Source organism: Sporolactobacillus sp. THM19-2 (assembly GCF_004153195.1).
Lineage (GTDB): Bacteria > Bacillota > Bacilli > Bacillales > Sporolactobacillaceae > Sporolactobacillus.
The window spans coordinates 1-22,266 of sequence record NZ_SEMC01000019.1; the positions used below are offsets into that span (position 1 = coordinate 1).

Genomic DNA, 22,266 nt, shown 5'->3' on the forward strand with positions numbered 1-22,266 from the left:
GCTTAAATCGCAGGATACCGACCATCGAAGAACTGGATCGGGAGCTAAATGCCTGGTGCGATGATCGCAATCATCAGTCGATTGCAGTCAAGTGGCAATTCACCACAGCCGATGCCCGTACCAAATTACACTCGCTGTACCCTAAACTCACGGTAGAAAATTAAAGCAAATATGGTAGCTACGATGCACTAGGATACCGGGACTGTTTTTTAAAGAAACGATGATAAGCATCAGATAAATTCCTTAATGAATTTTGAAGAGCAAATTTATCTACCTCTTTAAGCCATATAAATTGCTTTTTAAAGGCTGATAGTTGACTTGAGCATTTATTATAAGTTAATCCTTTTCCTGTTTCTTTATAAGCCCTCTTCCATAAATCCAAAAAATGATTATACACAAATCGTGAGCATCCAATCGTCTTATCTATTTGAACCGCTTGCTTTTCCGTTGGGTAAATTCTGACTTTGTATGCTTTTTGACGTAACATGCGATCACCTCACTTCTTCTTTTGGTTTCTAATATATTCTCTTACTTGTTCTTCGGTATTTTCACTTACTGTTGCAACAAAATATGATGGATTCCATAAATTACCTCCCCATAATTTATTTTTCAATTCAGGAAATCTCTTGAACATCATACGAGCAGAAGTCCCTTTTAATGATTTAATCATATTAGGTATTGATTGCTGAGGCGTGCAATCGACTAACAAGTGGACATGATCTTTGTTCACTTCCAATTCAGATATAGTGAAATCATTCTCATCTGCTATGTTATACAATATCTCTTTGAGTCCATTTTCAATATGATTAACTAAAACTTGATGCCGATATTTTACACACCAAACAATATGATATTGGATGGAATAAACGTATCCCCGTCCATGTTTAACTTCTGACATTTTTATCACCATTAATAATATAACATATGTTAATAGATTATGGAACTTAATATACTGATATTGTAGTATTTTTTAAATGTACGATAATAACATATGATCACTTACTCATGACTGAAGTCACGAGTGTGCGTTCGCAACAAATCAATTTCTTCGCTAAATTCCTCCTTTGGGTTGCCGCTTATCTCACAAAAAAGCCCGAATGATCAGATTTATATCCGTTCATCTGAATCATTCGGATTTTTATTTTCAAGAATTTCTGTATCCATTTTTTTCTGCACGAGAAACCACTATTCGTCTGATTTCAATGCACTGGACGAGGCCCTTTCGTTTTACTCATCATTCGCTGATCATTCTGCGTTCCTTTTAAACTTTGGTGGCGAGTCAAAGAGTGAAATCATCGCCGGAACAAAGATCGGAAGCATAATGAAGCAGAGTACGATCAGACCGGTAATGACAGCCGTTGCCAACTCAATAAGGAGCACAATTCCTGACGGCATCAGTGTCGCGAAGGTTCCCCCAAGGATCACGAAGGCCGACAAAATGATGGTGCCTACTCGTTTTGCGGCTTCGACAATCGCTTCCTTGCCCGACAGCAGTGGATATTCCTTATAACGCGCCAGCAGAAAGATGCTGTAGTCTACGCCCAGAGCAACGATCACGATAAAGGCGAAGAATGGAACGAAAGAGGAGATTCCCTCCAGGCCAAACATACTGATGAACAAAGCGTTCAGGACAAACATGGCCGCATAGTAGGCCCCCATTAGAGACACCGTGATAAACACCGGGATCCAGAAGGAACGCATCACAACGATCAGTACAAGCAACACGCCAATGAGTACAATAACCGTTAAGCGATTCAAATCTTTTGTCAGAACATTGTTCGTGTCATAGGTTGTCGAGCTTGGACCGGAAACGGCTGCCTTGGCATCAGTCAAAGTTGTTCCCTTCACTCCGTTCTCCACCGTTGTATTCATGTGCCTGATTGTATTTAAAGCTTGCTTTGAATAAGGGTCATTATCGAGAATCACCGTTATTTTGGTAATGGTCCGGTCTTTGGACATGAACGCATCCAAAGCCTGCTGATACTGTTTATCTTTCAGTGCTTCATCTGGTATTGAGAAGCTTCGATTTGTATTAAGCTGCGTGAGAAAAGTGTTGGTCTTTCCCAGGCCGCCGGATATTTGATCCAATCCTTTATTGACATCCGCCAGCTTGTCGCTGAATGTATGGAACCCGTTAAGCCCATCTGCCAGCTTCTGTTGACCGGATTTCATTTGTCCCAGTCCGTCCGTTACCTGGTCCATATTGGTAACGATCTTTCCGATGCCTGAAGAGGCGCTGTCAAGACCGCTTTTCGTTTTTTCAAGTCCTTCCGCCATTTTGGACAGGCCGGCACTCATCTCAGCCAGATGCGTGTTCGCCGTTTTGAATCCGGTCGTCAGTGCATTGTAGTTCTTGTTCAATGCATCGATGCCTTCCGGGGTGATCCTGGCCAATGATGCAGACAACTGATCGATGCCTGCTTTTAATTGAAGATAGTTCTGATCACTGGCAACTCCCGGACTGCTTTCACCGAGCGTCGCCGTCAGCATTTGCATCTGCGTGAGTGCATTCTTGACGCCGAGCAGCGCTTTTGCGGTGTCTTGATAACTGGTGCCCATTTTCGCATAGCCGGACTGCATCTGATCATAGTTATCAGCGAGTGTATGCACAGCACCACTCATTTTTTCAAGATTACTTTCAATTTGTCCGATCCCGTCACTGATATTTTGTGATTGACCGGTGCCTCCGAGCCCATTTTGAATTTGCTTAAGTCCGCTGGTGAGAGCAGTCATGCCATTCTCAAGTCTGGCTGTTCCGTCGACCATCTTATTGACTTGAGAGAAATCAGCCGAGCCAAGTTTTTCCTGAGCCGTTTTCAGACCGCCGCCGATCTGATCGACCCCCTTCCGTGTCGCGGACAATCCGTCTGTGACCGACTTCGTCTGATCACCAATGTAAAACCCATTCACTTCTTGTCCCTGAGGCCTGGTTATGGAAGAAACTTCTTTGACGCCTTTAATTTTTCCCAGTTGCCCGGTTAGTCGATCGATCGCCGCCAGAGATTCGTTATTGTCTAAAGCTTTTTTATTCTCAATGACGACAGTAGCCGGCATTGCATTACCTTTGCCAAAATGATCCGCCACAATATTCATGGCTTTAGAGGAAGGATAGCTGTTGCCCAGTTCGCTGATCGTATCAAAGTTTAATTTTTCCTGATAGAAAAACACGGCCGGAACAATAAGTACAGCCACAACGATTACGGAAACAATCGGATGCCGGGTGGCGAGCGTTGCAGTTCCTGCCCACATTCTGTTCTCCCCATGTCCTTTACTACTTTTGGATGGCCAGAACAGCTTTTGACCGAGCAGTTTCATCGCAAACGGAGTCAGGGTGATCATCTCGAGCAACAGAAACGCAACACCAATGACCACGACAATGCCCGACCGATAGATTGGCGATTGAGAGAATATAAGTGCCGCAAAAGCGATAAAGACAGTCAGGATACTGTAGAAAATCGTTTTTCCGGCCGTTTGGTAAGTCGAGACAATCGCATCGTCAATAGACAATCCTTTTGACAGTTCTTCCTTAAAGCGGTTAAACAGCAATATATTATAATCGGTCCCAATGCCGAACAGGATCAGAATAAGCAGCATCTGCGTCAGACTGGTTAGCGGGAAACCTGCTTTGTCAATCAGCTGCGCAGCGACCCCCATTGAGCAAAGGTAGGAGAACATAACCGCAAGTAACGAAATGACCGGTGTCACGATGGATCGAAACATAAGGACAAGAACAATTAAAATGAACAGAACGGTCAGTGCCGCACTTTTCTCAACTCCGCCCTGAGATGCCTTTAAATAGTCATTATTAATGAAATCCTCGCCGGTCAGATAATGAGTAACCGTGACCTTGTCCAGCCGCTGATCAATAGCTTTCTTAATATCATCGATTTCTCGAGACTTTTTATCTAACTTGAAGCTCACCATTACCGTTGTTTTATCTTTCGAAATCAGCGAATTTTTCGCTTCAGGCAGGCTGAAGGGATCCATGATTTCGGCAACTCCGAGCGTGTCTGCATCATCACGGAATTGTTCCACACCCTGCCTGATCTGATTCAGCTCATTATTGGAAATTTTATTCTTATCATAAAAGACAATAAGGTCATTGGTTCCCTTCGACCTTTCCATTTTACTCAATATGGCGTCGGCTTGTACCGATGGGCTGTTTTCGTTTAATGCCTTCTGCCCTCTGTCTCTCAGGATGGCATTGATATCCGGCTGCATAGCAACGAGCACAACCGTTGCAACAAGCCATAAGCATAAAATGAGCCAACGCGCTTTAATGATTCCTCTCACTTCTGATCCTCCCCGTAAAAACTAAATGAATTTCACCTGTTCATGAAGACGACTCATAAGCAGATATCGTCTTTTCTCGATTTAACATCTATGTTCAGCAATTATTTATTATGGAGAGGCATTGTCGAATCTCAGTGTTGCATCGTTTAAAGGTATGCTTATCTTCTAAAAACCTCATTTGTTCTCCTCATAGAATTCATTGAACACAGTGTTGATTTAATATCATGCTGATAGTATAGTAAACGTAAAAGTTAAGTTCAATATGTAATTTTTCGTTTTCTGTTATTGAATAAACAAACACATCACGTATTGTTTAATAAATGAAGGAATAGGTGAATCTGATGGTGGGTACAAAGAATAACAGACGCACCCAATATACGATCCAGGTAATCAAGGAGGCCTTTTTACGTCTTCTGAACACGAATGAGCTCTCCAAAATAACGGTTACTCAAATTTGCAGGGAAGCGGATGTCAATCGGGGAACTTTTTATTTGCATTTTAACGACCCGCTTGATTTATTCCATAACATTGAAACGGATCTGACCAATCAAATCCGACCGGTTTTAGCCATGCGTCCGCAAGAACAGCTTCATGACTGGCTAAAAAGACTGATTATTATACTTAAAGATAACGAAGCAGTTAGCCAATTGATTTTGGCAAATTACCGTGACGGTATTATGATCAATGAGTTGTTTTCTGAAGTACAGGAACAAGCGATTGAGGAATTTAAAGAGGATTTTCATGAGCAGGATCCTCACATTCTAAAGTATTACTTTTCCTATTTTGTCAATGGTTCAATTAGCGCTATTTTAAGTTGGTTCGCAGATGAGGAGGATCAATCGATTGAGGGAATTACTAAAGCTTTAGCAAACGTCTTGTCGCGATCAACGGAATAATTGGAAGAGATAAATGGATATTATGGGTCAATGCCGGCATCTTGCACCTCTGCTTTTATTCTCAGCCGGGACCCTGTTATATTTACATGGCAAAGGTGCTTCACAGTCAATAAACCAGTGAAACACCCACATCGTTGTTTTGTATCTGATTAGATAAATAGATTCACATTAGATTTTGTTGCTTCGCCCAGAAGCCGGCCAAACCGCCGAACGTAACACCCCCTCACGTGCTACGCCCATTCACTCCATACTTATCATACAGGCAACCATTTTAACACCTGAGAACATATTTTTTGTTTTTAGTCCTGATTCATTTCCCCGGCTTGTTGTCGGTAAAGAGATTAGTCATGAATCAGACTCATAATCCGATTTGGATCAAATCCGAGTACCCATTGTCCATTCACGTTTGTTTGGGGTACGCCCATTTGTCCGGTTGTTTCGACAAGACGCTGACCGGCAGCCGGGTCTTGCTGGACATTCACTTCTTTAAAAAGCAGCCCTTTTTCTCTCAGAAAGTTTTTTACCATATGGCAGAAGGGACAGGTATTAGTCGTATACACAGTAATTTCATTCATCGTTAATTACTCCTTTAAAAGTTTTTTCACTCTTAATCAGTCAATCGTTTAATTATTAATCGTCGCTCGGATCATTTATTTATTGCACTTCTGTAACCGCTGCCGGCTTCATCGAATGAATAAATTATTCTTCTTTCCTCATTCCGTTACTTTCTCCGGAAAAACAGTTTTATATAGTTTATATCCTCCATCTAAATTCTTAACCCGATAGCCTTTCTGAGCAAGAATACGAGATGCGAGATAGCCGCGAAGGCCCACCTGACAAGTCACAATCAAATCACGGTTTTTCGGAATCTCACGTAATCGTTCACGAAGATCGTCCAAAGGAATATTCACCGCTCTCTGGATGGTTCCGTTCCCGTATTCCTGTGCTGTCCGAACATCAATGAGCATTGCCCCCTGTTCTACCAGCCGGTCGACCTCATTCCACTGAACATGCTGCACTTTGCCTTCCAGCAGATTTTCTGACGCATAACCGATTAAATTAACCGGAGCCTTTGCCGAGTTAAACGGCGGCGCGTAGGCAAGTTCAAGCTCAGTCAGGTCATGAACCGTCATCTGTCCATGGATCGCCGCGGCAAGCACATCGATGGTTTTATCGATCCCCTTTTTGCCAACCGCCTGAGCACCCAGTAACTTTCCGGATTCCGGGTCAAAGAGCAGCTTAAGTGTCATCTGCGAGCTGCCCGGATAATAAGACGCGTGATCCGGCGGACTGGTGTGCAGCGCTTCATAAGGGATCTGATATCTCTGCAGCATTTTTTCACTTAATCCTGTTACAGCGGCAGATGTATCAAAAACTTTCACAATAGATGTACCCAGAGTCCCCTTGTAACTGCGTTTCATACCGCTTAGAATATCAGCAACCATTCGTCCCTGGCGATTGGCCGGTGAGGCGAGTGGAATAACTGCGGCTTTCCCGCTGATTGTCTGAGTCACTTCGATTGCATCACCGATCGCATAAATATTTGGATCACTGGTCTGTAGCTGATCATTAACCGATATGCTGCGGCGGATACCCAGCGCTAAGCCTGCTTGCTCAGCTAAGGCTGATTCTGGAACGACGCCGACTGATAAAAGGGTCAAATCTGTCGCTTTACGCCGCCCATCATCCATCACCAGAACGGCACCCTTTTCTTCAAAACCCGTGACGGTTTTTCCTTTGAGCACCTCAATACCGTGCACTTTCAGTTCAGCTTCTACGCTGGCCGCCATTTCCGGGTCAAGCGGGGGAAGAACTTGATGCTCCCGTTCAATGATCGTCACTTTAGGTCCGCGTTCTGCAAGGTTCTCGGCCATTTCCAGGCCGATAAAACCGGCACCGATAATCACGGCCCGATCTGCTTGACGCTGCTGCAGATCGTGAACAATGCGTTCAGCATCCGGAACATCGCGTAGCGTGAATACATGCTCCGCCTGGTCCATTCCTTTAATTGGCGGACGCATCGGGTGCGCCCCGGTTGAGAGAATCAAAGCGTCATAGGTTTCTTTATAAGTCTTTCCATGATGAGTAATGGTCACTTCCTTTTGTTCTCGATTAATATGTGTTGCTTCACTTTCTGTCCGCACATCCAGACGAAAACGCTGGTACAGCTTTTCTGCCGTCTGCACAAGCAGCTGTGACCGTTCCTGGATCACGCCGCCAATAAAATAAGGAAGACCGCAGTTGGCAAAAGAAACATAAGGACCGCGTTCCACGACAATAATCTCTGCTTCTTCATTTAATCGGCGAAGCCGCGTGGCTGCCGACATCCCACCGGCCACCCCGCCAATAATGACGTATTTCATTGCATTTCCCTCCTTAGCGTTCAATCGGTCCGTGCCAGTTCATCATTCCGCCGGCCATATTTTTCACCTTAAATCCATTTGCGGACAGGATGGCAGAAGCCACATCGCTTCTGTTTCCGGATTGACAAACCATGATGTGTTCTTGCTCTTTGTTGATTTCACCGATTCGGTTCGGAATCTCATTAACCGAAATATTGATCGCCCCCGGAATATGTCCCCCGGCAAATTCAAACGGTTCACGGACATCAATAATACTTAACGGTGTATGGTTGCGCACCAGACGTTCGACTTCTTCAGGTGTCAGTTCTTCATACATGCTGTTTTCCTCCCTGGATCATTTCTTATCAAAAACCTGCGCAGCATTATACCCGTGGGGGTATAATTTACTCCATAAAAAAACTACCAGCGATTCATCCCGCCGCGTACATTGGTCACTTTTTCATAGCCCGCTTTTTTCAAAAACTTGCAGGCGACTGAGCTTCTCATACCGCTTTGACAGATGACGACGACTTCTTTTTCTTTCGGGATCTTGTTGAGATGATTTTTCAAAGTTTGCAGCGGAATATTGATAAAGCCCGGGATGGATCGACTGCTGAACTCCGGCTTTGTGCGCACATCAAGAAAGTATTTTCCCTTTTTATCAGGCAGATAAGTCTCTTTTAGTTCCGAAGTGCTTATCTTCTTTATTTTAGGTCTGCAAAAGAACAGGCATTTCATATTTATTTTTCCTCCCTTCGCCATCGATTCACGGTATCTTGATTCCTTAGCGACTTTTCACCAGCATTTGAACCGCTTCATTTACGATGGATTCAGTTGATCCTTTACCGCTCTCAATCTGCTCCCGCAGACAGGCTTCCAGATTCTTTCCAATAACTAAACCAAGTGCACGATCCATTGCCGTCCGGGCAGCAGTCATCTGGGTCACTACACTGCGGCAGTCTTCACCTTGTTCCATCATGTTAAGAATTCCGCGGATCTGACCATCAATTCGTTTCAATCGATTTTTCATTTGCGCTGTATACTCCATGAACAATCCCCCTTATACCCCTATGGGTATAATAATTGATACATTTTCCCCTGTCAAATAAAAGGACTGTAGACAAATAATTGGGATATCCTTTAGATTCCACGAAGTAAAGAACCTGACGAAATTCATCATTCCGTCAGGTTCATCTATCTCGATCTTGTCTTATTTATAGCTTTGGGTGATGCTTTTTATGCTGTTCAGTGGCGTGGTGCAAATTGAGTAACTATTTTCAAAGAATGCGCATTCCAGAAACAAGCGCCCAATAAAACGACTTAAAGCCAGGCGGGTTTGTCACCGTCGGTATGCGGTTTATCTATTCCGACCGAAGCGTGCACTTCTTCTGAAGGATCCTGGATAAGGCGGACAACAAAAGCAGCAACACTTTTTCTGGAAACTTCCGTCCCCTTGAACAGCTCACTCTTCTCCGTCGTTTCATAGTCAATTTCATCTTTATTTGTCAGCCAGGCGGGACGAATGATCGTCTCATCGAGGCCTGAGTTTTCGATGACTTTTGCCGCTGCGCCATAGCGATCCAGATAGCTGCCCAGCTGCTGCTTGTTCCATTTACCGAAGTTGCCCGGAACCTCATCATAGATACCGAGCGTTGAAATCCAGATGAGTCTCCTGACACCGCTCTTATTCATGGCGGCGGTCACTGCTCTGGCCTGCTCTTCAATATTCTGTCCAGCCAGATTGGCATAGACCACATCAATCCCGTTCATCGCTTCGATAAGCGCACTCTGATCAGTCGCGTCACCACCGATGACTTTTTCTCTGCCGGTATCGGCCGGCGTCAGTCGATTCGGACGACGCAGAAAAAGTGTTAATTGCGCCTCTGTCTCCGCAAGCAGCAGCTGCTCGGCAAGTCGGGCAATCTGACCATTGGCACCTAAAATAAGTACACGAACCATCGATCCAGCCTCCTTGATTTTTATAAGAACAGGTTTCATCCCTGTGCCTTTACTTACTATTGTTTGCAATTATAGTCTATCTTCTTACAGGCCAGTTGTAAAATCAGATCAGCTGGAACTGAAGGGTTCGCTGATCCTTATGGCTATCTATTCATCCCTCAATCTGTTTATTCTCTACAATCACTCGATCCAGCCAGGTAAACAAAGCCTTTACAGTCCGGCACATCAATAGGTACATGTACTTCATGGCTTCCTTCCCAAAATCAGGCAGGTCCCGATACTTTCTGTTTCAATAAATTCGAAATTATAATGTTTGAAAGCTTGCAAAAAAAACTTTTTGGCGTAAAATAGGGTTCAACTAAACAAGTTAAAATGATTCATTTTCTTATCTAGAGAAGTTGAGGGACTGGCCCGATGACGCTTCAGCAACCGCCGTATCTACGTGATCCGGTAAGGTGCTAATCCCAGCAGACACAGTGATGTGACTGAGGGATAAGAAGAGACATTCGAGCGTATGGCTCTCTTCTTCCCGAAGAGAGCCTTTTATTTTACGCAATTGCTTCAACAAATTTTTTGAAAGAGGTGCCTGTCAATGGCTGACGATTATCAGTTTTCGACCCGGATCGTCCGCGACACTGTCCGGGTGGATCCCGAGACTGGTGCGGCAAATGTTCCTGTCTATCTGTCATCCACATTTCATCAAAGAGATTTTGATCACTTCGGAAAGTATGATTATACGCGGTCCGGTAACCCGACCCGTGACGCTTTAGAAAATGCCATTGCCGATCTGGAAGGAGGCGTCCGCGGTTTCGCCTTTGCCTCAGGAATGGCTGCGATTTCCACAGCATTTCTGCTTCTGTCTGCGGGGGATCATGCCGTTGTTCCCAAGAATGTCTACGGAGGAACCTTCCGTATTTTAACTGAAGTACTTGGACGTCTCGGTATCGACCACACCTTTGTCGATACAACCCGGCTCGATGAAGTAAGGTCAGCCATCCGTCCGAACACAAAAGTCATCTATGTCGAAACACCGTCCAATCCAACGCTTAAGGTCTCAGACATCCGCGCCATTGCGAAAATTGCAAAAGTTCATCGATGTTATACCTTTGTAGATAACACCTTTATGACGCCGGTCTTTCAGCGGCCGTTGCAGTTAGGTGCCGATCTGGTGCTGCACAGTGCGACGAAATTTATTTCCGGACATAGTGATGTTATTGCCGGCCTGGCCGTAGCCGGAAATAAAGAATTGGCAGACAAACTGTATTTTTTGCAAAATGCACTGGGTGCCGTTCTCGGCGTCCAGGATTCCTGGCTGCTTTTACGAGGCCTGAAAACACTGGATGTGCGGATCAAAAAGTCGGCAGCATCCGCTTTAAAAATCGCTTCATTCTTCTCGGATCGTCCAGAAGTCAAAAAGGTATTCTATCCCGGATTACCCGGACATCCCGGCTCGAAAATTCAGAAGCAACAGGCAATGTCCGGCGGCGCCGTGCTCTCCTTCGAACTGGAAAACGAGGAGGCGGCGCACACGTTTGTCAACCACGTTTCTCTGCCAATTTTCGCCGTCAGTCTCGGCGCCGTCGAGTCGATCCTCTCCTATCCACCGAAAATGTCTCATGCCGAATTGTCTGAGGCAGAGCGAATCAAAGCCGGCATCGGCAGCGGTCTGCTCCGTCTGTCCGTCGGTCTGGAAGATGCGGATGACTTGATCAAGGACTTCACCAGAGGCCTTACAGCAATCAATGAAAAGAAACAGGAAACAGTAACCAGCGTTAACTGACCAATATCTCATTCAGGAGGAAACAAAAATGGCTATCACAACAACCAAAACAGTACCCTTTCGATTCGACCAGGTAGGCAGTCTGCTGAGACCTGACGAACTTAAATCCGCCCGCGAAAAGTTCCTTTCAGGAGAAATTACCCGGTCAGATCTGACCAAAGTGGAAGATGAAGAAATACGGAAAGTTGTCGCGAAACAAGTCAATCTCGGATTGAAAGCTGTTACGGACGGTGAATTCCGTCGCAGCTGGTGGCACCTGGATTTTCTGGCAGGGTTGCATGGTGTTGAAACCTATTCGCAACACGCCAGCTATAAATTTAAGGGGGCAAAAACACGCGATACGAATGTTCGTTTCTCGGGCAAAGTGTCTTATAATCCGGATCATCCTTTTTTCAAAGCTTTTGAATTTCTGAACAACATTGTTCCCAAAGGGATTCTGGCAAAACAAACCATTCCCAGCCCTACGCTCTATTTCCGTGACCATCGCGACGACAATGCCGTTAAGTTCTATGCTTCCCGCCAGGATTTTCTGAAGGACCTGGCAGTCGCCTATCGTCAGACCATTCGCCATTTCTATGATCTCGGCTGTCGCTATCTACAGCTTGACGATACAACCTGGGCTTTTCTGATCAATCAGATCATCAACGCCAAAAGTGCTGAAGAAAAGGCAAAATATGAACAAATTGCCAAAGACAGTGTGACCGTCATCAATGGTGCTCTTCGGGACCGCCCGGAGGATCTGACGATCACTACCCATATCTGTCGCGGCAATTTCCGTTCCACATTCCTTTTCTCCGGCGGTTACGGGCCGGTGGCAAAATACCTGTCGCAGCTGAATTATGATGGGTATTTCCTGGAATACGATAACGAACGTTCCGGAGACTTTTCACCGCTCGGCGATATTTTCACCGAAGGTTCGGATAAAAGGATTGTTCTTGGTCTGGTCACGTCTAAATTTCCGGAACTTGAATCAGAGGAAGCATTGGAAAAGCGCGTCAGGGAAGCGACTCATTATGTGCCGCTGAACAATCTCTGCCTGTCTACACAATGCGGGTTTGCTTCTACTGAGGAAGGGAATAAATTGACTGAAGCTGAGCAATGGGCCAAATTAAAACGTGTTATCGACACGGCTCAAAAAATCTGGTCAGAGGCCTGATGATTAAAAGAGAACCCTTAAAAGATGCACGGCGCACCCACTATTTGGAATGCGCCGTGTTGTTTCGTTCTTTAACAAATCTAAATAACACAGGCCAAAATAATTTCTCCAAGATGCTCAGATGCTTGATCTGATCACTTTTCTCGATCGCGCCCCGTGCATGAAAAAAGTGTACGAAAAAAGAATCCAAATCTGGTAAAATTAAGTCACCACACAGCCAGAGAGGATCCTTCTTTTGAGTACGTTTTACGCGAAAAAGCAGACCAAATCAGGTCACCCTGGTGCGCTGGTGATCAAGAATCGACGGTTTATCATGACTGATATTAGCTGTCTATCGATCATATGGCCAATTAACGATTGCATGAAAACGCTCAACGATTAGAGAAAGAGGATGTCACAAAGGTCTATGACTGTGCGACATCCTTCTTTACTTTGCAGCTGCATAAGGACACAAAATGAAGGTACAGACTGCTTGCTAAGCTGGCCGGTATAAACTTTGCCTGGAAGGGCCTGAATTTGACGAACCTGATCGGGTATCATTAGAGTGAGGATAGATAAGCACCATAATTATTAACTGCATGCCCGCCATGTCGGACGATCAAACGGAAAAAGGAGTTGCTTTCGAGAAAATGAGTCTGGATGATCATGCGGCCACGCCGATGTCAGATAATGCCAATGGATCGCTTAAAGCGGAAACCATCAGACTGGCTAATCTGATTGATACTCATTCTTCACATGATGGGACCTACGCCGCGCGGATCCCCGGGTTATATGTCAATCGCTATTCGCGAATAGAAGCCGCAGATTATGTGCATACCATTTACTCGCCTGCTGTCGGCATTGCAGCGCAGGGTAAAAAAATCATAACTGTCGGAAAGGATGTCTATGAGTACGGAGGGTCACGGATTTTTATTGCTCCCGTTGCCTTACCGGTTGCCATGAAAACCATTTTGGCCAGCCCTGCCGAACCGTTCCTGGGAGTAGGGCTATATCTCGACCCGCAAAGGATCGCGGCGTTGGTGTCGAAAGTATATCCGCAGGGCTTGCCAACGATTCGTAATCGGCGTGCAGGTTATGTCATGGATGCTGATTTGGCTCTGATTAATGCCATGGCAAGACTGGTCGATTGTCTCTCTAGTCCCGGCGATGATCATTTAATTGCCCCACTCATCACGGATGAGATTTTCATTCGACTTCTTCGCAGCCCCATTGGCGTTTACGTTGCTGAGACCGTTTTTGCGGAATCCAACGTGCAGCGGGTTGTGAAAGCAATGGACTGGCTCCAGAACAACTTCTCCCAGCCATTTAAAATCGCTGATTTGGCAGAGATGGTCCATTTGAGCGAATCCTCTTTCCGTGAGCATTTTAAGTCCGTCACCGCGATGAGTCCCTTACAATACCGCAATGTACTGCGTCTTCAAGAAGCCAGGCGGCTGATGTTATCCAATCAAATGGATGCGACGACTGCATGCCGGATTGTGGGATATGCGAGCGATTCCCAATTCAGTCGAGAATACAGTCGCTTCTTTGGAAGCCCGCCAAACAGAGATATCGCCAGATGGCGCCAAGAAAGACGGAATTTAAACTGATCAGGATGCCTCGTCGCCTTTTTTTCATATCTCGGCTGCTTCAAGGCTTCGCGCTTTTTTGAACAGGTTCCGTTGAATCGGGCAATGACTCAATCAGAACACGCAAACATCCAAGTAAACCCTCTTCTATAATTAGGTTAACCATGAGCCGACCGTGCACTTCGCTGACGGCACTGAGCATGGTTCAAACCACCCAATTATACTGCTTATAAGGAGGTTTTTCATATGCGTGTTTTTGTTACGGGAGCGACCGGATTCATCGGATTGGCGGTTGTTCGTGAACTCATGGATGCTGGCCATCATGTTGTCGGCCTTGTTCGTTCCGAAGAAGCTGCCAAAAGGCTTATTGCCCTTGGCGCAAAGGCTCACCAGGGTTCAATCGAAGACCTGGAAAGCTTGCGCAGCGGTGCTGCAGCTGCAGATGGCGTCATTCACACAGCCTTCTTCCATAAGTTCTCTCATGCACGACTGTCAACACGCCTGCGAATAATGTTTGGTGGAACCCCCCGTCAGGCGCCATTGCGATTCATGACGGCAGCTGTCGAGACGGACCGACGTGCCATTGAGACACTGGGTACCGCGCTTTCCGGCCGCGACCGCCCTCTTGTTGTCGCTATGCCGACACTGACCCTCACTCCCAATCAACTCGGAACGGAGGACAATGCGGCTGACCCTGATTCCGCTGGAAAATTACGCGTCCCGTCGGAAAAAACAACGCTGGCGTTAGCCGATCAAGGCGTTCGCTCCTCAATTGTTCGTATCCCTCCACTTGTACACGGTGATGGCGATAAGCATGGATTCGTCCCAAGCCTGATCGACATCGCTCGCAAGAAGGGCATTTCAGCCTACATTGGAACTGGAGCCAACCGTTGGCCAGCTGTGCATCACCTCGATGTGGCACATCTTTTTTGCCTCGCTTTGGAAAAGGCCCCGGCAGGGTCGCGGTTTCACGCTGTTGCCGATGAGGGCGTACCCTTTCGTGATATCGCCATCGCCCTTGGCCAACACCTCAACCTGCCGGTAAAAAGCATAGACGCGAAAAAGGCAAATTCGCATTTCGGATGGCTGGGCGACTTCGCATCAGTCGACAACCCTGTATCAAGCGCATTAACCCATAAACGCCTGGGGTGGCGCCCCGTGCATCCCTCTCTAATTGAAGACATTAATCAAGGTTACTATTTTCAGAGATAATAGGATCTCTCTTCCGGCCTTTGTGCTGATCAGACCACTTTTCAAGTATCACTTTCGCTTCTAAAAACAAAGCGCTTCCCTTGATTGGGAAGCGCTTTGTTCATTCCATGATCTTTAGATTTCTGTGCGGTGCCTTCGTATGCGTCTTCGAGGATCCGCTTCTTTCATTAAGTTTTCGTCGTTTTAATGATACATCGGATTTTATGATGGCGTTTTATTACTTCAACCTAACTGGCTAATTTGATTTTACAAGTGGCCAAATTTTTTATTTTTAGAAAAAGCAGTTTGAATATCACCGGGAGAAAGACCTTCGGTGGAAGATTCCTGTAAAAAAGCCACCATCTGCCGGCGATTCGCTTCCGAAAGCGTACCTGGCAATAGATAGAGCCGCGTTCCCGCTTTAGCGTTGGCCAAAACATCATGACTTACTTCAATCCCCAATTTGGACAAATAATTGGGCGATACGGTAAAGTACCAGAACGGCCGAAGCGGAATTTTTCCGTCTATTCATCTGATCGTATGCTTAACCGAGTCCCCTAACTGATAAGAGCGGATCCCGGAAAGCCTCCGTCTGTATTTTTCATATTGGGGTAAATCGTCCTTGATTTTTGACCATACGACTTCAGATTTGCTCTCTGTTTTGGGAGAAAATAATTTCAGAACTTCTTCAAATACGTAGATGAATTCATTGCCGATGATCCTGCGCTTTTTCTCAGTATCACCGACATCCGCCAGCTTGTCCAAGAAACGCTTTTGGCATCGACAGGGATAAAGTTCATTTGAAAACGGTTTTTGAATGTATCGATGACGCCTTCCGCTTCCCCTTTTCGGAGCAGTTCGTGATCGACAAAAACCCAGGTAAGCTGGTCGCCGATCGCTTTGTGGACAAGCGTTGCCGCAACTGATGAATCGACTCCACCGCTCAGCGCGCACAGCACTTTGCGGTTGCCGACACTCTTGCGGATCTCTTCAGCTTTTTCATCGAGAAAATGTTCCATTGACCAGGTGGCATTCGCGCCACAGATCGAAAAGATAAAATTGCTCAGCAGATCATTGCCGTACTTTGTATGACGCACTTCCGGGTGATACTGAACGGCATAGACATTTTTCGCTGCGTTGCTCATAGCCGCAACCGGGCAGGACTCGCTTATGGCGAAGACTTCGAATCCTTCCGGCGGTGTCTTAACCAGATCGTCGTGGCTCATCCAGACCGACTGCCCGGCAGGCTGTCCTTTAAAGAGCAGGCTGCCTGTATCGGTAATGATGTCTGCCTTGTCATACTCACGATGCACCGCGCGCTCCACCTCAGCGTCAAATTGCCTATTGATCAGGTGCAGGCCGTAACAGATGCTCAGAATCGGAACACCCAGATCAACAATCGCCGGATCACACTTTGGTGCCCCCCTCACCGTACACACTGCCTGGACCTCAGTAGAAACTGATGCCCGTCGGCTGCTTCTTTCTGATCTGTGCTGCTGTGAGCGTATTCGGAAGGAGTTCGCTGTATACGCCTAAATCACGGATGCGCCTGGCAATTAGTTGATTGTACTGGCCGGAAAAGTCCATCACAATTATCAAGTCGTTCTGATCCATCCCCGCCTTGCACCCTATCTCTGATTTTTCTTTAAATTACCGAATAGATAAAGCCGGAAACCCGATCAGGGGCTCCGGTTATGAAATCTGACTTTTTCATGATGGCCGCCGATTTGTCAAAAAGTGTTCAGCGAACCATTGAACCATTTCTCTATTTTATCAATCTCAGAAGCTTCATCAAGTCCGTATCTGATGTAAGTGCAGCCTTTATCCATTAACTGAATGTCTCTCCTCTATGCCGACTTGTTTTTTTATAGCTGATTGTAATACTTGAGAATAATTCACGTTGTTTTCCTTAGCAAGATCATCCAGCCACTTAGGGATGGTCAATGTTTTCTTCACGGACTGGTTAAAAATTTGCTGAAGATATGGGGCCATTAATACATCGATTAGGATCACGCACTGATGCTTTTCTATCTTCAGGTCTCTAATACTTGAAGCTTCCGGAATATCTTCTCCGTCCTTATCCATTCCGTATAAGTGCAACGCAAGAGCCTCCCTCGCGTTTTTCTGAACCTCTTCCAAAGTTGAACCATAAGGAAGGCACCCAGGCAAGTCAGGAAATTGAACAGAGTAGCCTTTTTCCTCTTCTGTTAAAATAGCAGGAAATATATATTTAGACTTTAAACCCATAGTCAGATCAACTCCTTTTTTACGGGTAGAAAAAGAAAAGGTTAGGAAAATCGAACTCCTGATTGCTTTTCAATACTCATTAAAGTTCCGGTTGGTATATCCTTTCTTGGATGAGTCAGTGTAACCCTTCCCTTTTTCGTTGGATGCTTCAATTGAACATGATCCCCAACAGTATCAACAATATACCATCCGTTTTTTTGAGTATCTTAAGGACTTCTCTTGAGGAATATGATTTCATAACCTAACCTCTTTCTCCTGTATCTTAACACGTGTTATAGTACGTGTCAACAAAGACGAAATGAGACAACTTCGTGATCTATATACGTTGACCATAAGATTGTCATCTTTCTGCCGCGTGACTGGCGGGAAGGATGTCTTTAAAACTTTTCTGTGAAAAATGTCAATCAATATTCGTGAGGATTAAGCATTATCTTACATTACACTGATAATCGGCGTCCTGTGTGATTATGCTCACTCCGATTCAAGATTTATTTTTACAAACTTCCTTTTGCCAACCTGAACGACCATGCCATCATGTACATTAATTTTTGCTCCGATGTCGGACAGTTTCGTCTGATTAATTTTTACGCCGCCGTTATGGATCATCCTGCGCGCCTCTCCGTTACTTTGAAAAAGGCCAAGTCTCACCAGAAAAGCAACCACCCAGATCTGTTGCGTGGAACCGTTCCAATGCACTTCCGGAAGATCGCCCGGAAGCGCGTGTTGACGGAACACCTCTGCAAACTGTGCGCTCGCCTGATCCGCCGCTTCCTTGCCATGATACATGTTCACCAGTGTCCAGCTTAGCCGTTCCTTCACATCCCTCGGATGGATGGAGCCATTCTTTAATCCAGCCGCCAGACGGTTGATCTCTTTAATGGGCAGATCGGTCGCCAAAGTAAAGTACTTGATCATCAGTTCATCCGGCAGAGACATCGCCTTGCCGAAAATCTCATCCGCTGATTCGTCAATGCCGATATAATTGCCAAGCGACTTGGACATTTTCTTCTTTCCATCCAGCCCTTCCAGAAGAGGGAGCATGATCGCCACCTGTTTTTCCATGCCGTAAGCTTCCTGAATATGCCGTCCCATCAGCAAATTAAACTTCTGATCCGTGCCTCCGAGTTCAATATCGGATCGGAGTGCAACGGAGTCGTACGCCTGCATCAGAGGATAGAAGAACTCATGAATCGATATAGACTGCCCTGACCGGTAGCGATTGCTGAAATCGTCACGTTCAAGCATGCGCGCCACCGTTGTTTTGGCGGACAAGTCAATGACATCGGAAAAACTCAGACGGGACAGCCATTTCGCGTTAAAGGCAACGGTCGCTTTCTCCATATCGATAACCTTGCTAAATTGTTCAAAGTATGTCTGTGCATTCGCCTGAACTTCTTCATCCGTTAATTGCCGGCGTGTCGCCGATTTGCCCGTCGGATCGCCGATTTTTCCTGTAAAATCGCCGATCACGAGCTGAACCTGATGGCCGAATTGCTGAAACTGGCGCAGTTTATGCAGCACCACCGTGTGTCCGATATGCACGTCCGGAGCCGATGGATCAAGACCCAGTTTAACATGCAACGGCTTTCCGGTCGCCACTGACTTTTTCAGTTTTTCTCTAAGCTCAGCCTCAGGAACAATTTCCGCTGCACCCTGTTTCAGAGTGTCAAACTGTTGTTGGACAGCTTCCTGCTGTGAAACCGATAAATGAATCTCAGCATTCATTTCTCCCACTCCATTTCCGTTATTCTTCATACGTTTTCGATGAAAGCCGCCGACACGAACCATGAACTGCTGTCACACCCGTAAAACAGGAATAAAAAAACGCCCCCTCTGAAAAGGGACGAAAATTCCGCGGTACCACCCTCGTTGAGCGCTCAGCCAGCTCTCCACTTGTTCCGTTAACGGCAGCAACCGTTTTCTGCTACTGGCTTGAACGAAGACGGCGTTTGCAGAAAAACTCAGGGAAGTAATTCATGACTGCCTTTGTGCCGGCTCGCATCGTCCGCCGGCTTTCTGGAACAGGGAAACAGCCACTACTCATTCCAATCATCGCGATCAATGTGAAATTATTCTTATCCTATGACAGAATTCTACGTTCTGTCAACAGCCTACATCGCAATTAGCTCCCCGTGGGCTTTTTATTTTTCAGGAACATCTACACTCACTTACGATACGGTTCACCGTATCGCAGCAAAATGAGGTTCTCCCCGATTTTTTCAACGATCAAAAAGAACACCCAATCAACCCGTCTCGCAGGGATTTCATCTCACTTCCTTGTATGTCCTTAATGGAGTCATGAGCAAAAAGTAAAATAAGCGGATGTTTTCCGGTTAGACGCAGAATGGGACTCTTTTCGGGGGGTATATAAGGGGAAGTTTTCCGGTTATGCAAAACAAAAAGCTCCATTCACCCTTTTTTCGAGCTAATAGGCGGAACCCTTCCGTCTATTTTAGCTGCTTTTCATTTTATTTACCAAGTAAGCGGAATTTTTCCGTCTATTCATCTGAGCGTATGCTTAAACATCTAACTTCTGATATCTTTCATACTCTTCTTTAGACATTGAATGCTCAGGTGGAAGGCTTGTTCCGGATGCCTTCCATAATTCTTAATTCGATCCGCAACTTCCTTATAGATCAGTTTATCTTCAAGGTAGTTTATCCGTTCAAACATATTTTCGTATTCCCGATAGTCAAGAATGATTGAGTCAAACTTATGATTGTCAGTAATCACTTGCGGCTTTTTTTTGGCCCGTTTGCGAACTGAACTGAATGTCTTAACCGCCACAGAAGATGGAATAATCTGGTCTTCAGAAAATTAGGTTTGACCACGATTGATTCATCATCCATAACTTTGACACCTCCGTTCGATTATTTCCCTTTCAACATTTATTATGCAACTTTTTTCATTCGATGTGTCATTAAATGATATCGTTTTATGTTAGTAAAGAATGACTCTGCTTCTACTGAGGTGTATTTACACACAATAAAAGACTTGATCCAGAGATAAATATTATATGGTCGTCAAAAAGGAAAACGACGAAAAAGGTTTAAAAAGACTCCCATTAAAGCAAAAAACACCCTGCCAGATCATTCATTCTGGCAGGGATCTTGGCAGGAACCATTAAATTTTTAGCAGTTTTTACCCGCTTTACATCATAATAAACCTTGTGAAACAGGGATTCTCTTTCCAATTTGTATTTTCCTTTTATTCCCACTCAATTGTGGCCGGCGGCTTGGAGGTAACGTCATACACAATACGGTTGACGTGCTCCACCTCATTCACGATCCGGTTCGAGATTTTTTCGAGAACCTCCCATGGGATGCGTGCCCAGTCGGAGGTCATGCCGTCGATTGAGGTGACAGCGCGGATGGCGATACAGTGATCGTAGGTACGTCCGTCGCCCATAACGCCGACACTCTGGATGTTCGGCAGCACGGTGAAGTACTGCCAGATGTCGCGGTCGAGACCGGCTTTTTTGATTTCCTCACGCAGAATGGCATCTGATTCACGGACAATTGCCAGCTTGTCCTCGGTAATCGCGCCGAGCACGCGGATGCCGAGGCCCGGTCCCGGGAACGGCTGGCGCCAGACGATATCGTCCGGCAGGCCGAGCTGGGTGCCGAGCTCGCGTACCTCATCCTTGAACAGCGTATTCAGCGGTTCAATCAGCTTGAATGTCATATCTTCGGGAAGCCCGCCGACATTATGATGCGACTTGATGGTCTGTGAGGAGCCGCCCGCGCCGCTCTCTACCACATCCGTATAGAGCGTGCCCTGGACAAGAAACGAGATATCCTTAAGCTTGCTTGCTTCTTCTTCAAAAACATGGATGAATTCGTTGCCGATGATTTTGCGCTTTTTCTCCGGCTCGCTGACATCCGTCAGCTTGTCCAGAAAGCGCTGTTTTGCGTCGACAAAGATAAAATTCATATGGAAGCGGTTTTTGAATGTCTCAACAACGCCTTCTGCTTCGCCTTTGCGGAGCAGACCGTGATCGACAAAAATGCAGGTCAGCTGATCGCCTATGGCCTGGTGTACCAGAGCTGCAGCAACCGAAGAATCAACTCCGCCGCTCAATGCACAGATTACTTTCTTATCGCCGACAGTGGACCGGATCTTCTCCACCTGCTGATCGATGAAGTGTTCCATCGACCAGTTCTTTTCCGCTTTACAGATGTTAAAAATAAAATTCTTCAGAAGATCATTTCCGAATTCTGTGTGGCGGACTTCAACGTGGTACTGCACTCCGTACAGATTTTTTGCGACATCACTCATCGCCGCCACCGGACACGATGCGCTTTTCGCATCGACTTTGAATCCTTCCGGCGGCGTTTTAACGAGATCGCCATGGCTCATCCAGACTGTCTGCTTTGCCGGCTGCCCCTGGAAAAGGGCACTGTCCGTATTCGCGGAAATTTCTGCTTTACCATATTCTCTGTGGGAGGCATGCGCAACATCCGCCCCGAAGTGCAGGCTCATCAGTTGCATCCCGTAACAGATACCGAGAATCGGAATCCCGAGGTCATAGACCGCCGGATCGACTTTCGGCGCGCCCTCCCAGTAGACACTGCTCGGTCCGCCGGAGAAGATGATCCCTTTCGGCCTTTTTTCTCTGATCTGTTCCGCCGTCATCGTATTCGGCAGAAGTTCACTGTATACACCAAGATCACGGACACGTCTTGCGATCAGCTGATTATACTGACCGCCGAAGTCCATGACAATGATCAAATTCTCAGGTTGTCCCATCCCCGTTTGCACCCCGCAATTTTTTATATAAAGAATAAGGATGCACCTCGCTCGAAGGCGTCCTCTTGTTTCCACTGATTTTGTA

At 46.0% G+C, this 22,266-nt stretch carries 18 protein-coding genes, 2 pseudogenes, 1 riboswitch and 1 other annotated feature; of the genes and pseudogenes, 5 read left to right on the forward strand and 15 right to left on the reverse strand.

Annotated elements, in window-relative coordinates; all coding sequences use genetic code 11:
* Positions 1-190: 190 nt before the first annotated feature.
* The 3 genes and pseudogenes from EWH91_RS11565 to EWH91_RS11575 form a co-directional block, all read right to left on the reverse strand.
* Positions 191-487: pseudogene (locus EWH91_RS11565) on the reverse strand (helix-turn-helix domain-containing protein); the annotation flags it as partial.
* 9 nt (positions 488-496) lie between these two features.
* Positions 497-898, reverse strand: coding sequence for an IS200/IS605 family transposase (gene tnpA / locus EWH91_RS11570; protein ID WP_129930199.1), 402 nt, complete (start codon positions 896-898; stop codon positions 497-499).
* Between the two features lie 347 nt (positions 899-1,245).
* Positions 1,246-4,293, reverse strand: coding sequence for an MMPL family transporter (locus EWH91_RS11575; RefSeq protein ID WP_129930200.1), 3,048 nt, complete (start codon positions 4,291-4,293; stop codon positions 1,246-1,248).
* A 341-nt stretch (positions 4,294-4,634) separates the two neighbouring features.
* Here EWH91_RS11575 and EWH91_RS11580 point away from each other — a divergent pair, with 341 nt between their 5' ends.
* Complete coding sequence (locus EWH91_RS11580) at positions 4,635-5,189, forward strand: TetR/AcrR family transcriptional regulator (RefSeq protein WP_129930201.1); 555 nt, start codon at positions 4,635-4,637, stop codon at positions 5,187-5,189.
* Positions 5,190-5,530: 341 nt separating this feature from the next.
* Here the strand turns inward: EWH91_RS11580 and EWH91_RS11585 are convergent, their stop codons facing one another.
* The 6 genes from EWH91_RS11585 to EWH91_RS11610 form a co-directional block, all read right to left on the reverse strand.
* The gene (locus EWH91_RS11585) at positions 5,531-5,764 is read right to left on the reverse strand and encodes a glutaredoxin family protein (protein ID WP_010631441.1); all 234 of its coding nucleotides are present in this window, start codon (positions 5,762-5,764) and stop codon (positions 5,531-5,533) included.
* Between the two features lie 138 nt (positions 5,765-5,902).
* Entirely contained in the window at positions 5,903-7,552 is a 1,650-nt protein-coding gene (locus EWH91_RS11590; protein WP_129930202.1) for an FAD-dependent oxidoreductase, read from the reverse strand.
* Between the two features lie 13 nt (positions 7,553-7,565).
* Positions 7,566-7,868 (reverse strand): rhodanese-like domain-containing protein, encoded by a 303-nt coding sequence (locus EWH91_RS11595; RefSeq protein ID WP_129930203.1) that lies wholly within the window; start codon positions 7,866-7,868, stop codon positions 7,566-7,568.
* Between the two features lie 83 nt (positions 7,869-7,951).
* Entirely contained in the window at positions 7,952-8,269 is a 318-nt protein-coding gene (locus EWH91_RS11600) for a rhodanese-like domain-containing protein (RefSeq protein WP_129930204.1), read from the reverse strand.
* 46 nt (positions 8,270-8,315) lie between these two features.
* Positions 8,316-8,579 carry a metal-sensitive transcriptional regulator gene (locus tag EWH91_RS11605; RefSeq protein ID WP_129930205.1) on the reverse strand — a complete coding sequence of 88 codons (264 nt, stop codon included), beginning with the start codon at positions 8,577-8,579 and terminating at the stop codon, positions 8,316-8,318.
* Positions 8,580-8,851: 272 nt separating this feature from the next.
* On the reverse strand, positions 8,852-9,490 hold the full coding sequence (locus EWH91_RS11610) for an SDR family oxidoreductase (protein ID WP_129930206.1): 639 nt from the start codon (positions 9,488-9,490) through the stop codon (positions 8,852-8,854).
* A 382-nt stretch (positions 9,491-9,872) separates the two neighbouring features.
* Positions 9,873-9,989, forward strand: a riboswitch (SAM riboswitch).
* Between the two features lie 93 nt (positions 9,990-10,082).
* Here EWH91_RS11610 and metC point away from each other — a divergent pair.
* From metC to EWH91_RS11630, 4 genes are all read left to right on the forward strand, one after another.
* Entirely contained in the window at positions 10,083-11,270 is a 1,188-nt protein-coding gene (gene metC, locus EWH91_RS11615; protein WP_129930207.1) for a cystathionine beta-lyase, read from the forward strand.
* 28 nt (positions 11,271-11,298) lie between these two features.
* Positions 11,299-12,426 (forward strand): vitamin B12 independent methionine synthase, encoded by a 1,128-nt coding sequence (locus EWH91_RS11620; RefSeq protein WP_129930208.1) that lies wholly within the window; start codon positions 11,299-11,301, stop codon positions 12,424-12,426.
* Between the two features lie 587 nt (positions 12,427-13,013).
* Positions 13,014-14,015, forward strand: coding sequence for an AraC family transcriptional regulator (locus EWH91_RS11625; RefSeq protein ID WP_240697351.1), 1,002 nt, complete (start codon positions 13,014-13,016; stop codon positions 14,013-14,015).
* Positions 14,016-14,240: 225 nt separating this feature from the next.
* Positions 14,241-15,206 carry an SDR family oxidoreductase gene (locus EWH91_RS11630; protein WP_129930209.1) on the forward strand — a complete coding sequence of 322 codons (966 nt, stop codon included), beginning with the start codon at positions 14,241-14,243 and terminating at the stop codon, positions 15,204-15,206.
* Positions 15,207-15,452: 246 nt separating this feature from the next.
* Here the strand turns inward: EWH91_RS11630 and EWH91_RS14505 are convergent, their stop codons facing one another.
* The 6 genes and pseudogenes from EWH91_RS14505 to guaA (EWH91_RS11655) all read right to left on the reverse strand — a co-directional run bounded on the left by EWH91_RS14505 (position 15,453) and on the right by guaA (EWH91_RS11655) (position 22,181).
* Positions 15,453-15,620 (reverse strand): hypothetical protein, encoded by a 168-nt coding sequence (locus EWH91_RS14505; RefSeq protein WP_165364315.1) that lies wholly within the window; start codon positions 15,618-15,620, stop codon positions 15,453-15,455.
* 249 nt (positions 15,621-15,869) lie between these two features.
* Positions 15,870-16,799, reverse strand: a pseudogene (gene guaA / locus EWH91_RS11635) (glutamine-hydrolyzing GMP synthase); the annotation flags it as partial.
* A 207-nt stretch (positions 16,800-17,006) separates the two neighbouring features.
* Positions 17,007-17,432 (reverse strand): type II toxin-antitoxin system HicB family antitoxin, encoded by a 426-nt coding sequence (locus EWH91_RS11640; protein ID WP_129930210.1) that lies wholly within the window; start codon positions 17,430-17,432, stop codon positions 17,007-17,009.
* A gap of 41 nt (positions 17,433-17,473) precedes the next feature.
* Positions 17,474-17,584, reverse strand: coding sequence for a type II toxin-antitoxin system HicA family toxin (locus tag EWH91_RS14925; protein WP_326407611.1), 111 nt, complete (start codon positions 17,582-17,584; stop codon positions 17,474-17,476).
* 319 nt (positions 17,585-17,903) lie between these two features.
* On the reverse strand, positions 17,904-19,157 hold the full coding sequence (gene tyrS, locus EWH91_RS11650) for a tyrosine--tRNA ligase (RefSeq protein WP_129930211.1): 1,254 nt from the start codon (positions 19,155-19,157) through the stop codon (positions 17,904-17,906).
* 111 nt (positions 19,158-19,268) lie between these two features.
* Positions 19,269-19,494: a binding site (T-box leader), on the reverse strand.
* 1,145 nt (positions 19,495-20,639) lie between these two features.
* The gene (gene guaA, locus EWH91_RS11655; RefSeq protein WP_129930212.1) at positions 20,640-22,181 is read right to left on the reverse strand and encodes a glutamine-hydrolyzing GMP synthase; all 1,542 of its coding nucleotides are present in this window, start codon (positions 22,179-22,181) and stop codon (positions 20,640-20,642) included.
* Between the last annotated feature and the right edge of the window lie 85 nt (positions 22,182-22,266).